Source organism: Marinomonas balearica (assembly GCF_004362145.1).
GTDB classification, from domain to species: domain Bacteria; phylum Pseudomonadota; class Gammaproteobacteria; order Pseudomonadales; family Marinomonadaceae; genus Marinomonas; species Marinomonas balearica.
The window spans coordinates 63,716-75,834 of record NZ_SNXC01000014.1; the positions used below are offsets into that span (position 1 = coordinate 63,716).

At 42.5% G+C, this 12,119-nt stretch carries 12 protein-coding genes; 8 read left to right on the forward strand and 4 right to left on the reverse strand.

Going from position 1 to position 12,119, the window contains the following annotated elements:
* The first annotated feature begins 476 nt into the window (after nucleotides 1-476).
* Genes DFP79_RS13895 through DFP79_RS13905 form a run of 3 tightly spaced genes read left to right on the forward strand, consistent with a single transcriptional unit; the run spans nucleotide 477 to nucleotide 3,696 of the window.
* Nucleotides 477-1,991: a B12-binding domain-containing radical SAM protein gene (locus tag DFP79_RS13895; RefSeq protein WP_133504550.1), complete on the forward strand. Its 1,515-nt coding sequence runs from the start codon at nucleotides 477-479 to the stop codon at nucleotides 1,989-1,991.
* Nucleotides 1,991-2,707 carry a sugar phosphate nucleotidyltransferase gene (locus DFP79_RS13900; protein ID WP_133504551.1) on the forward strand — a complete coding sequence of 239 codons (717 nt, stop codon included), beginning with the start codon at nucleotides 1,991-1,993 and terminating at the stop codon, nucleotides 2,705-2,707. The genes DFP79_RS13895 and DFP79_RS13900 overlap by 1 nt, the downstream gene beginning before the upstream one ends.
* Nucleotides 2,704-3,696 (forward strand): GHMP family kinase ATP-binding protein, encoded by a 993-nt coding sequence (locus DFP79_RS13905; protein ID WP_133504552.1) that lies wholly within the window; start codon nucleotides 2,704-2,706, stop codon nucleotides 3,694-3,696. The genes DFP79_RS13900 and DFP79_RS13905 overlap by 4 nt, the downstream gene beginning before the upstream one ends.
* On the opposite strand, the gene pseF is transcribed toward DFP79_RS13905, so the two are convergent.
* From pseF to cysC, 4 genes are read right to left on the reverse strand one after another with little or no spacing between them, the layout of a single operon-like run.
* On the reverse strand, nucleotides 3,678-4,382 hold the full coding sequence (pseF, locus tag DFP79_RS13910; protein WP_133504553.1) for a pseudaminic acid cytidylyltransferase: 705 nt from the start codon (nucleotides 4,380-4,382) through the stop codon (nucleotides 3,678-3,680). The genes DFP79_RS13905 and pseF overlap by 19 nt on opposite strands.
* Entirely contained in the window at nucleotides 4,379-5,554 is a 1,176-nt protein-coding gene (pseC, locus tag DFP79_RS13915) for a UDP-4-amino-4,6-dideoxy-N-acetyl-beta-L-altrosamine transaminase (RefSeq protein ID WP_208111441.1), read from the reverse strand. Before pseC ends, pseF begins: the two co-directional genes overlap by 4 nt.
* Nucleotides 5,547-6,542 (reverse strand): UDP-N-acetylglucosamine 4,6-dehydratase (inverting), encoded by a 996-nt coding sequence (pseB, locus tag DFP79_RS13920; RefSeq protein WP_133504554.1) that lies wholly within the window; start codon nucleotides 6,540-6,542, stop codon nucleotides 5,547-5,549. The genes pseC and pseB overlap by 8 nt, the downstream gene beginning before the upstream one ends.
* Nucleotides 6,535-7,062 carry an adenylyl-sulfate kinase gene (gene cysC, locus DFP79_RS13925; protein ID WP_133504555.1) on the reverse strand — a complete coding sequence of 176 codons (528 nt, stop codon included), beginning with the start codon at nucleotides 7,060-7,062 and terminating at the stop codon, nucleotides 6,535-6,537. Before cysC ends, pseB begins: the two co-directional genes overlap by 8 nt.
* 185 nt (nucleotides 7,063-7,247) lie before the next feature.
* Here cysC and DFP79_RS13930 point away from each other — a divergent pair, with 185 nt between their 5' ends.
* The 5 genes from DFP79_RS13930 (at nucleotide 7,248) to parE (ending at nucleotide 12,014) form a co-directional block, all read left to right on the forward strand.
* Nucleotides 7,248-7,874 carry an NUDIX domain-containing protein gene (locus DFP79_RS13930; RefSeq protein WP_133504556.1) on the forward strand — a complete coding sequence of 209 codons (627 nt, stop codon included), beginning with the start codon at nucleotides 7,248-7,250 and terminating at the stop codon, nucleotides 7,872-7,874.
* On the forward strand, nucleotides 7,864-8,847 hold the full coding sequence (locus DFP79_RS13935) for an acetyltransferase (protein WP_133504557.1): 984 nt from the start codon (nucleotides 7,864-7,866) through the stop codon (nucleotides 8,845-8,847). The genes DFP79_RS13930 and DFP79_RS13935 overlap by 11 nt, the downstream gene beginning before the upstream one ends.
* A gap of 48 nt (nucleotides 8,848-8,895) precedes the next feature.
* Complete coding sequence (locus DFP79_RS13940; RefSeq protein WP_133504558.1) at nucleotides 8,896-9,354, forward strand: DUF1249 domain-containing protein; 459 nt, start codon at nucleotides 8,896-8,898, stop codon at nucleotides 9,352-9,354.
* A 69-nt stretch (nucleotides 9,355-9,423) separates the two neighbouring features.
* Nucleotides 9,424-10,005: a YqiA/YcfP family alpha/beta fold hydrolase gene (locus DFP79_RS13945; RefSeq protein WP_133504559.1), complete on the forward strand. Its 582-nt coding sequence runs from the start codon at nucleotides 9,424-9,426 to the stop codon at nucleotides 10,003-10,005.
* 110 nt (nucleotides 10,006-10,115) lie between these two features.
* On the forward strand, nucleotides 10,116-12,014 hold the full coding sequence (gene parE / locus DFP79_RS13950; RefSeq protein WP_133504560.1) for a DNA topoisomerase IV subunit B: 1,899 nt from the start codon (nucleotides 10,116-10,118) through the stop codon (nucleotides 12,012-12,014).
* Nucleotides 12,015-12,119 lie beyond the last annotated feature (105 nt).

Sequence of the window (12,119 nt, forward strand, 5' to 3'; positions counted from 1 at the left end):
AAAACTATGAGTAAAAATGTATATTTTTCATGTTACTGAGCTGTAGGAAAGCGACGAATAAATCCACGGTTTCAGAGTGCGATGATCAGCTTTATTTGAGATAAATACCTAATGCTAATGGTAAAAAATTAACAAAAGGCTTAGTTCTCAATGACCAAGTTTAGATGTGTCTTAAATGCGCTCAAAAGGTGACTATAACTTTTTGTATAGTCGGTTAGGTAGCCACTATCGCTGGTCGTACTGAATTTCGAGAAACGTGTTCATGACTTCTCTAAAGCGTAAATAGAGTTACATAGTTTTCATATAATTGATACCCTAGATGTCTGATTTTGAAAGAGTTTGTAAGTTGCTTTTGTGTGGGTGAGGTAAAGTTTTGATTTGATCTGCCGACAAATCTCAAGAAAGCTTGAAAGAGTAACAGAAAGGCCGTTGTATAAACTGGGCTATATGTAAAATTGCTAGGATGATAGTGTGCAATGAACAATAATCGAGTGCTTGTCGTTAATCCAGGTGGTAGAGAAAAAATCTATCAATCACTTGGTAATAATCTTACTGCAATCGAACCGCCTTTGTGGACACGGTTGATAGCGGGTTATCTACTGGACCGAGAGGTGCCGATTAGTATTTTAGATACTGAAGCGGAAGGAATGGGGGCTATACGTGCCGCTGAGCATATTGTGGATGGCGATTTTAGTCTAGTTATTATGGTTGCCTTTGGGCATCAGCCATCCGCGTCAACCCAAACTATGGTCGGCGCGTCAGCATTAATCGATGAAATTAAGTTGCGTTCTCCGAATGTACCTATATTGTTGGTAGGTGGTCATGTTTCAGCTCTACCAACAGAAACGTTGGAAAAAACACAAGCGGATTATGTGTGTCAGGGTGAAGGTACGATTACAAGTTATGAACTTTGGTCTTATCATATTGGTCAGATGCCACTGAATGAGGTTCGTGGCCTCGTATATGTGGACAGTCAGAGATGCGAGATTGTGTATAATGAAAAAGCACCAATTTCTGAAGATCTAGACAAAGACTTACACGGCAATGTTTGGCATATGTTGCCAATGGAAAATTATCGAGCTCATAATTGGCAATGCTTTGGAGACTTGGATTCAAGGCAACCTTATGCGTCTATTTATACTACGCTTGGTTGCCCGTTTAAGTGTGTTTTTTGTTGTATAAACGCACCTTTTGACACAAATCGCTATAGAACCCGCTCTCCCGACTCTGTCATTGCAGAAGTCGAACATTTGTATACGAATTATGGAATCAAAACATTCAAAATTATTGATGAAATGTTTGTTTTGAAAACTCGTCATTATACGGCTATTTGTAAAGGGCTTGCTGCACTGCCATTTGCAGATGAACTAAATATATGGGCGTATGCTAGAGTCGATACTGTTAGAGATAACCAGCTCCCGCTGTTGCGTAAAGCGGGAATTCGATGGTTGGCATTAGGAATTGAATCGGGTAGCGAAGTGGTACGTGACGGTGCTGATAAATCTTTTTCTCAAGATGATATTCGTTCAATTGTGAGGTCTATTCAAAACGCCGATATTAATGTGATGGGTAACTTCATTTTTGGGTTGCCTGACGATGATAGTACTGCGATGCAGCAGACATTAGATCTTGCTATTGAGCTACAGTGTGAGTTTATCAATTTTTACTCTGCTATGGCATATCCAGGTTCCCCTCTATACGTGCAAGCGAAGCGGCAAGGGTGGACCCTTCCAGAAACTTGGTCTGGCTTTTCTCAACACAGTTACGACTGTTTACCTCTACCGACAAATCATATCTCTGCTACCGATGTTCTAGCATTTCGTGATGATGCCTTTCATGCCTACTTTGAGAATGAAGAGTACTTAACGTTTATAAAGCGGAAATTCGGTAGTGAGACAAGTGAGCACATAGAAGAGATGGCGAAGACACGACTTTCGCGAAAACTAATCGATGATAGAAAGTCTCGTATTTCTACTAAGGATATTTCCTAGTGAAATCACAAACAATGCCTGTACTTATTGTTCTAGCCGGAGGGCTTGGGACGCGGCTGAAATCAGTGGTTTCGGATCAACCTAAAATACTCGCACCGATAGGAGAGCATCCTTACTTGTACCATCTATTGAGTTGGGCTGAGTCAAAAGGAGTTTCTCACGTACACTTATGTCTTGGATACTTAGCGAAGCAGGTTATTGATTGGGTTCAAGATTTTAATTCAAGTTTAAAGATAACATGGCAGGTAGAGGGTCGTCAGTTAGGCACGGGAGGGGCGGTGCGAGAGGCTCTTTCGCACTTTGATATCTGCTATTACAATGAAGTGTTGGTTTGTAATGGCGATACTTTTATCGACTTTAATATGCCAGAGTTTCTCCACTTATCTCGCATGTCTGGTGGGGGAATGCTGACAACTTTAGTTGAGGACTCGGCAAGGTACGGCACTGTAAAAAAGGACGAGTACAATAACTTAAATCAGCTTATCGAGAAAAGCGGGCTTCATCAGTCGGGAGAAGTTAATGCGGGATGGTACTATTTTTCATTACCGCATATAAATCGATTAAAGAAGTCTAAGGCTGTGTCTTTAGAGAAAGACTATCTAATGGATTCAAATACGTTGCCGATAACCTGCGTATGCAAAGGTGAAAACTTTTTAGATTTCGGTACGCCAGATAGTTATAAGGTGGCGCAATCCTTGTTTAAGGAACATATATGATTATTACCCGTACTCCTTTTCGTGTCTCACTGTTTGGTGGAGGAACTGATTATCCGGCGTGGTATCTCGAAAATGGAGGTGCAGTCATTGGAACAACTATAGATAAATATTGTTATTTAAGTATTCGAAAGTTACCGCCTTTCTTCGAGCATAAGCACCGAATAGTGTACTCGAATATAGAAAACGTAACAGAGGCCTCTCAGATCGCACATCCAGCTGTTCGCGGTGTCATGACAGAATATCCAACAGACTATGGTATTGAAGTTCATCATTTCAGTGATCTGCCTGCTCGTTCTGGTTTAGGCTCAAGTTCGGCATTTACCGTTGGTCTTATTAATGCGATCCGAGCATTAGAAGGTAAAATCTCAAGCGCTCAATTTCTTGGTAGAGAGGCTATTCGAATAGAGCAAGAGATTATCAAGGAAAAAGTGGGTTCGCAGGATCAGATTTGGGCTGCTCATGGAAATACAAATTTTATTAAATTTAATCAAAGTGGTCGAATAGATGTGTCCAAACTGATTATGCGTCATGGCAGCCATAGTTTATTGAATGATCACATTCTTTTGTTTTTTACCGGTTTTACTCGTATTGCGGAAACGATCGCTGTTAAGCAAATTGAGAATGTTAAGCGTAAGCATCAACAGTTGAAAACATTGTATCAAATGGCATTAGAAGCGCGTTCGGTATTGCAGTCAAAAGAGCCTGAATTTCATCAAATAGGTTTGATGCTCAATGATGCGTGGCAACTAAAGCGTGAACTCGCTGATGGGATATCGACTCCCGAAATAGATGACATCTATGAGGCGGGTATTCGTGCTGGGGCTTTAGGGGGAAAATTACTCGGTGCAGGTGGCGGTGGTTTTATGATGTTCTTCGCTCCTCCAGAAAACCATAACGCTATTCGTAAGGCTTTGTCTAACTTAATACATGTTAACTGCAATATTGGTAGTGAAGGAAGCAAAGTTGTCACCTATGAGCCTAGCTCATAGGTGTGCTTTTGTATGAATAGACTTTCTAACCTAGCCCAATCTTCTTCAGTGTCTAAATCTTGTATTCGGTGGCGTGGAAGCATAACTGGCAACGCCAGCTCAGAGAAAAAATCTGGGTTTTCAAGCCACTGCTCCTTCGTCCCCCAATAAAATTGTCCTGCGTCGTGAATAGGTTCTTCCAAGTCTTGTGAACGCGATGCAATGTACTCAGGAAACATTGGTTGAAGTTTTCCCCCTTTTCTACTTAATGCTCGTTGAATAGGGAAGTCGTAAGTCGTGGCTGAAAAACTTAAAGGGAGGTTTTTTAACGCTTTATAGCCCTCTATTATGTCTTGAGCTTGTAAAAGTGGGCAGGTTGCATATATCAAGCACGCATTTTCAATCGACATTGAATTGCCTAATGCGTGTAGTGCATGTTGCATCACCGGAGTGGTCCCTGTGAAATGATCTGATAATGTATTTGGTCTTATAAAAGGAACCTCGGCTCCCCAATTTTTAGCGACCGTTGCTATCTCTTCATCATCGGTGGAAACGATGACTTTATCAAACAGCTGACTATCTAAGGCAGCTTCAATAGAGTAGGCAACAAGAGGCTTTCCGTTTAGTTGGCGGATATTCTTACGCGGTATGCGTTGTGAGCCGCCTCGTGCAGGAATGACTGCAATGTTGACACTAGCTGAGCTCATCCAATACAGGCCTTATCAATGGCATTGCTAAGTACTGCAACCACTCTTTCTTGATCATCTAATGTAAGAGCTGGGAAAAGTGGTAAGCTTAGAGTTCTAAAATAATAATCTTCGGAAATAGGGAAGTCTCCCCATTGAAAGCCCAGCTTCTGAAAATAGGGCTGAGTGTGTACTGGGATATAGTGTACCTGGGTCCCAATACCAGCTTCTCTCAAAGCAGTAAATACCTGTTCGCGTTTTTCGATGAGCGCTTCAGGCAGTAAGATAGGAAATAAGTGCCAGCTTGAGGAAGCGTATGTTGCTTCTCCTGGAAGACGAATAGGCAAATGTCTTAATAACTTATAATAGTTCTGAGCAAGGTCTCTGCGTTGTTCGATAAATAAGTGAAGTTTATTAAGCTGCGATAAACCCAGGGCGGCCTGAAGTTCAGTCATGCGATAATTGAAGCCTAAGCTCTGTTGCTCATAGTACCAACCACCAGGAGAAGGTTCATTTAAGTCTTGGGGGGCTCTTGTTATCCCCTGATTTGCCAAGCAATGCATTTTTTTAGCAAGCTTCGGATTATTCGTTACAGCCATACCGCCTTCTGCGCTTGTCATGACTTTTACGGGGTGGAAGCTAAAGATACAAATATCGGAATATTGGCTGCCGACGGGCTTTTCTTGGTATTTTGCTCCGACGGCATGGGACGCATCTTCGATAATCTTGAATTTATAGGTGTCAGCTAGCCTTGCTAAGGCCTGCATATCACAAGGGTGGCCTGCAAAATGCACCGGGATAATGACTTTAGGAAGCGTGTTAGATTTTTTAGCCTCAATCAGTTTGCGCTCTAATTGCTCAGGACATAAATTATACGTAATGGGGTCGATATCAACAAAGTCGATTGAAGTATTGCAATAAAGAGCGCAATTAGCGCTGGCAATAAAGGTATTAGGAGTCGTCCATACGTAGTCACCAGCAGCCACTCCTAGAGCGAGACAAGCGACATGAAGTGCTGAAGTGGCGCTGTTTGTTGCAACACCAAATTTGCAATCGCTTAGAGCTGCCATTGCGTTTTCAAATTCAGAAACAACAGGTCCTTGAGTTAAATAATCTGACCTTAGTGTGTCGCAAACGGCCTTAATGTCAGCTTCGTCAATGGATTGACGTCCGTACGGGATAAAATCAGGCACCGTTTTCAAAGCCTTTAATGTCTTCTATTGAAAGAAAATGTTCATTTGTTCCTGATTGGTATTCGAACCCTTGTCTTACTAGCTCTCCTTTTTCTCCAATCATATTTTCGTCGTATTTCAGGTCATCACGATAGAACTTTATACTTGGAGCGATAACGTAGTGGTCTTCGAACTCAAACGTGTGGTATGAATCATCAGTTGGACACATGACTTCATGAAGTTTTTCGCCAGGGCGAATACCAATGTCTTCAATTGGTAGGCCGGGAGCATATGCCTCTGCTAAGTCCTTTATTTTAACAGAAGGAATTTTTGGAATGAAAATTTCTCCGCCATGCATACGTTCGAAATTTCTGAGAACAAAATCCACTCCCATTTGAAGTGTGATCCAAAAGCGGGTCATTTCAGGGTGGGTAATTGGAATGCTTTTGGCGCCTTCGGCGACTTTCTTTTTGAAAAGAGGAACCACTGAACCTCTGGAGCCAACCACGTTACCATAGCGAACAACGGAGAAACGAGTTGGGCCTTTACCGACCGTATTATTGGCTGCAACAAACAATTTATCGGAAGCGAGTTTCGTCGCGCCATAAAGGTTAATTGGCGCTGCAGCTTTGTCTGTCGAAAGCGCAATGACTTTTTCGACATCATTAGCTATCGCTGCAGCGATAACATTTTCTGCGCCATGTATGTTGGTCTTGATGCACTCCATCGGATTGTATTCAGCAGCAGGAACTTGTTTCAACGCTGCCGCGTGAATCACAAAATCAACGTCCCGCATAGCCTGTTTTAGCCTATCTTTATCGCGAACATCTCCAATAAAGTAACGCATACATGGCTGATCGAACTCTTCCTGCATTTCATACTGTTTGAGCTCATCGCGTGAGTATATAATGAGACGTGCGGGCTGATACCGTTCTAACAGCGTTTTGACGTACTTTTTGCCAAATGAGCCTGTTCCGCCCGTTATCAAAATGCTTTTGTTATCAAACATGTTGTGAGTTCCGTGATAAAAACGTTAACGTAGTGTTTACCATATCATTGAGATCTTCTATAGCGGTATCAAATATGAGCTCAGGATTCAAAGGGGCCTCGTAAGGGGCATCTATGCCTGTCATTCCTTTAATTTTTCCTTGTTTGGCCTTCATGTATAGGCCTTTGGGATCACGAGTTGCGCAAACTTCGACTTTAGTTGATAGGTAAATTTCAAAAAAATTACATTCTTCAAACAACTGTCGGGCACTCTCTCGGTCATTAATATAGGGCGATATAATGGCGCAGATAGGGATGGTTCCGGTATTGCTGATAATTTTAGCAACGTGAGCCATCCGCCTTATATTTTCGCTTCGGTCTTTTGGTGTCAAAGATAAGTCGCTGCATAGCCCCTTTCTTAGTTCGTCACCGTCAAGTATATAGCTACCAACGCTTTGCTGGTCGAGTTTTTCTTTTAGTGCCTGTGCAAAAGTAGATTTACCTGACGCAGAAAGGCCTGTTATCCAAATACAAGGTGTCATAGATGCTGCTTCTCTAATACTTCTGTCCCAAGAATAATAAAACAGATACATACTTTATAATAAAAATCATCAACTTAGTATATTCAATAGCTTTAAGGTTCGACATAACCCGCTTTAACATTTCAGCTACTAATGTGCCGTGTTAGACTTGACCAGACTATCACGGATTTTATTGAGTTTCTAAGATGCCAATCAAACGAACATACTTTCAACAAGATGTTGAAGTTGTAAATGACGAATGTGTTTACGACGGTTTCTTCAAAATGCACAAACAAACCCTTCGCCATAAAAAGTTTAACGGCGAGTGGAGCGAAACCTTTACCCGTGAAATGATGGTAAGGGATGATGCTGTATGTGTACTGCTGTTTGACCCTATTCAAGATAAAATACTACTTATTGAACAGTTTCGCCCATGCTTGCCAAAAAGCGATTCGCCATGGTTGATTGAGCTTGTTGCTGGAATGGTCGAAGAAGGAGAGCACGACGAAGAGGTTGCTCGTCGTGAATCTTTCGAAGAAGCAGGCGTCGAAGTAAAACGTTTAGAGTACATGTTTAAATTCGTTCCCTCTCCTGGTGGGCTAGTTGAATATCTTCGTATGTATGCAGGGGAATTTGATGCCTCAAAAGTTGATCTTAATCGATCTCATGGACTCGATTCAGAAAATGAAGATATCAAGTTGCACCTGTTTTCCAGTCAGGAGGCCATTGCTTTATTGGACGAAGACATTGAAAACGCAAGTACTATAATGGGATTACAGTGGTTCGCTCTTAATAAACATAAACTAAAGAATTTGTGGGTTGATGAAGTTTAGCTCTATTTTACAAAATGTATTGGGTCGCTTCCCGTTTCTGAGGCCTGTTGTAGGCGTCATTTCATTTTTATTTATGTGCTTGAATGTACTGTTTTGGGCCGGTGGCTTGCATATTGTTGCGTTGGGTTTTTTGTTCCGCCGCCGTTTTAGTGATTCTCAGGTAAATAGCGCATGTAACCGATTCTTTGCTGGCTGGATTCGTACCAGCTATTGGTGGTTTAACACGGTGTTGGGGGTTGAGTGGCAGTTTGATAAAAATATGAAGCACGACCCAGAAAAATGGCATCTGTCTATTGCGAATCATCAAAGTTGGGTGGATGTCTTTGTTATCTTATCTCAACTTGAAGGGAAAGTGGTGCCGCCGCGAGTGTTTATGAAGCAAGCTTTATTTTGGATACCGCTTGTCGGAACAGCGACTAAAATAATGGGGTTTCCTTTTATGAAACGTCACAGCAAGGAAAGGCTAAAAAAGCATCCCAAATTAGTAGGGGAAGATCTAGAAACCACTCGACGTTCTTGCAAACGATTCGCCAAAACGCCGAATACCGTACTAAGCTTTGTTGAAGGAACTCGCTATACTGACCGAAAGCATCGCCAACAAAGCTCGCCTTACAGCCGTTTATTAAAACCCAAAGCGGGTGGGATTGGCTTTGTTCTACAAGCTATGCCGGGGAAATTTGACGATATCATTGATATTAATGTCGTATACCCCCATAAAAGAAACAGCTTTTGGGATTTGTTGTGCGGAAGGTTGGAAACTGCAAAAGTGTCTGTTCGCAGCATTGCTATTCCGGATTTTCTAAAAACTTCTGATATAGATCCGCTAGAGCGTGATAGAGAAGCTTTTTTTAATTGGTTCAACCAATATTGGCATGAGAAAGACCGAAGATTAAATGCAGAAATGGTAGCCTGGGAGCAGGAATTAGCAGGAGATAAATGCAGCCAAACTAGGGAAAGTTCTGCGGCAAAGTGATGTTTACATCACTTTTTCATAGTTAGAGACTTTTACACTGGATAGGCGATGACAAAACAACACTACGTTCCAAACCTCGCAGAGCTTCAGCTATTGGGCGAATTAAACTATCGTCGAATAGGTAAAGTGCTGCGCACAAAAGAAGAGGAGCGTGAATGGCACTTCGCCATCGATACGTCTGGTCATCAGCGTAGTTGTCTGAGCTTATATTTGAAACAAGAAAGTCGCTTTACGTCTGAATTTGTTTTGGCATTTATGCCCGAGACGAAAAGCGACTTAATGTTTGATGCAAAATTAAAAATGATCATTCGCCTTTATCACGATGTTGGGTTGGCTGAAATTACAGACGGTCATCGGCAATTTAAGGGGAGCTACCCTTACCCTAATGATGAAATGCACCACAAAGATGAAAAATTCCGACTGAATCAGCAGCTCGCTGACTTGCTTGAATTGTGTTTAAAGCACGGACACCGTTTGGACGATGTGCCTTTCATTCAGATGGCCTAGTTCAATAATGATGCTAATTGACCTAACGTAACTCGCCTAATTTAACCTTAAGATATTTCCTTAACTCCTATGACACTGATTTATGTACATGGTTTCAACAGTTCTGAAAAGTCGTATAAATCACAACTGACTAAGCAAGCCATGGCATCGATAGGAAAAGAAGCAGACTTCCTGTGCCCTAGGCTTCACTGGCAACCTAAATTAGCGATTCAGCAATTAGAATCCTTAATAGAAGATAAGCTGAGCACAAACAGACGTGTGGCGTTAGTCGGCAGTTCTCTAGGAGGCTTTTACAGTTTGTATTTGTCTGAAAAGTACGATCTGAACGCTGTGCTGGTTAATCCAGCGGTTGAAGCGCCAACGTTGCTGCAAGAGTTGCTTGGTGATCAGAAGAACCCATACACCAATGAGCAATACATTTTGACTCAGCAGCACATTGAAGAGCTGAAGTCGATTGATGTCGCAGCGCCATCGGGGAAGCGCATTTGGCTTATGCTTCAAGAAGGTGATGAAGTGTTGGATTATCAGGCGGCATTGAACCGATTTAAAGTGATTGAACGCGTAACTCATGAAAAAGGCGGAGATCACAGCTTTGTTGGTTTTGATCGTTTTCTCAATGCCATTTTAGAATTTACCAACGTTTTAGATTGAGCGCCGACTTAACGCGTTCATTTTGCTTTCCTAGCGACATTGTCATTTATTCAAAATGACACCTTTGGTAGACTCCCTCCTAGAAATTTTTTTTGGAAGTAATTAACCGTATGTCAGTAAAAGAATACAACGCAGGATCGATAGAAGTACTAAGCGGGCTGGAACCAGTACAAAAGCGGCCAGGTATGTATACAGAAACCTCTCGACCAAATCACTTAGGTCAAGAAGTCATTGATAACTCAGTCGACGAAGCACTAGCAGGACATGCGGATAAAATAGAAGTCGTTTTATACAAAGACGGCTCGTTGAGTGTTGAAGACAATGGTCGAGGCATGCCCGTAGACATTCACCCAGAAGAAGGGGTGTCGGGGGTTGAGCTGATATTAACGAAATTGCATGCAGGCGGTAAATTCTCCGGAGACAATTATCAGTTCTCAGGAGGGCTTCACGGTGTGGGTGTGTCCGTTGTTAACGCCTTATCCAACCAACTGGATGTTTGGGTTAAGCGTGACGGTAAGCAATACCATATAGCGTTTGCTGATGGATTCAAAACATCAGAACTGGCTGAAATTGGCACGGTCGGTAAAAAAAATACAGGGACAAAAGTAAAATTTAAGGCGGATCCAAAGTATTTTGATTCTCCTAAATTTTCGCTCTCACGCCTTCGTCACTTATTAAAAGCAAAGGCGGTATTGTGTTCTGGACTGCACGTCGTATTTGTTGACCAGTCAGGCAGCGAGGAAACTCGCGAAGAATGGTTCTATCAGGACGGCCTAAAAGATTATCTCGCGCAAGCGAACAAAGGTTATGAACTGCTACCAGAAGAACCTTTTATTGGATCGTTGATCGAAGCCGCTCAGGGCGTTGATTGGGCTGTGCAATGGTTACCTGAAGGTGGCGAATTAGTGACAGAAAGTTATGTTAACTTAATTCCAACAGCGCAGGGCGGTACGCACGTCAATGGTTTGCGTACCGGACTTTTGGAAGCAATTCGAGAGTTTTGTGATTTCCACAGCCTGCTTCCTCGCGGAGTCAAACTTACTGCAGAGGACGTATGGGAACGTTGTAGCTATGTTCTTTCCGCTAAGCTACAAGAACCACAGTTTTCTGGCCAAACGAAAGAGCGATTGTCGTCTCGACAAATTGTTCCTTTTATCAGCGCAACAGTAAAAGACGCGTTCAGCTTATGGCTAAATAAACACGTTGAAGACGCACAAAAAATAGCAGAAACGATTATTTTAAGTGCGCAAAAGCGCCTTCGTGCCAGCAAAAAAGTGGTACGTAAAAAAATCACTCAAGGCCCTGCTTTGCCCGGAAAACTGGCCGATTGTGCGGGTCAGGACTCAAGCCGTGGCGAACTTTTCTTAGTGGAAGGGGATTCTGCAGGTGGCTCAGCAAAACAAGCGCGAGACAAAGAATTTCAGGCCATCATGCCCCTAAGAGGTAAGATCCTAAACTCGTGGGAAGTAGACCAATCACAAGTACTGGCTTCTCAGGAAATTCACGATATATCTGTCGCGCTCGGTGTTGATCCCGGCCAAGAGGATTTAACCGGTTTACGCTATGGTAAAGTCTGTATTCTTGCCGATGCAGACTCAGATGGTCTTCATATTGCCACGCTATTGTGTGCGCTTTTTGTGAAGCACTTCCCAGCCTTGGTTAACGCTGGGCATGTCTTTGTTGCAATGCCACCGTTGTATCGAATAGACATCGGAAAAGAAGTTCACTACGCGTTGGATGACGAAGAGAAAGACATTATCATCCATAAGATCGAGGTAGAGAAAAAACGCGGTAAGCTGGACGTACAGCGTTTCAAAGGATTGGGTGAAATGAACCCTCCGCAGCTGCGTGAAACCACTATGGCGCCTGATACAAGGCGACTGATTCAGCTGACAATGGAAGACCCACTAGAAACGGGCGAAGTATTGGATAAATTACTGTCTAAAAAACGCGCGAGTGACCGAAAAGACTGGCTTGAAACATACGGAAACTTAGCCATTGTTGATTAAATGACACGGGCAATAGCGGGTCCCTACGTAGAAATTGAGTAACGAAAAGCGATTAGCGATACGTATCTCTTGCTATACTTAACAGTATAAAAGAGTAAACAAGGA

Coding starts and splice junctions, on each gene's coding strand:
- DFP79_RS13895 (WP_133504550.1), top strand. CDS start 477: ATGAACAATAATCGAGTGCTTGTCGTTAATCCAGGTGGTAGAGAAAAA.
- pseB (WP_133504554.1), bottom strand. CDS start 6,542: ATGTTTGATAACAAAAGCATTTTGATAACGGGCGGAACAGGCTCATTT.
- DFP79_RS13935 (WP_133504557.1), top strand. CDS start 7,864: ATGAAGTTTAGCTCTATTTTACAAAATGTATTGGGTCGCTTCCCGTTT.
- cysC (WP_133504555.1), bottom strand. CDS start 7,062: ATGACACCTTGTATTTGGATAACAGGCCTTTCTGCGTCAGGTAAATCT.
- DFP79_RS13930 (WP_133504556.1), top strand. CDS start 7,248: ATGCCAATCAAACGAACATACTTTCAACAAGATGTTGAAGTTGTAAAT.
- DFP79_RS13940 (WP_133504558.1), top strand. CDS start 8,896: ATGACAAAACAACACTACGTTCCAAACCTCGCAGAGCTTCAGCTATTG.
- DFP79_RS13905 (WP_133504552.1), top strand. CDS start 2,704: ATGATTATTACCCGTACTCCTTTTCGTGTCTCACTGTTTGGTGGAGGA.
- DFP79_RS13945 (WP_133504559.1), top strand. CDS start 9,424: ATGACACTGATTTATGTACATGGTTTCAACAGTTCTGAAAAGTCGTAT.
- parE (WP_133504560.1), top strand. CDS start 10,116: ATGTCAGTAAAAGAATACAACGCAGGATCGATAGAAGTACTAAGCGGG.
- pseF (WP_133504553.1), bottom strand. CDS start 4,382: ATGAGCTCAGCTAGTGTCAACATTGCAGTCATTCCTGCACGAGGCGGC.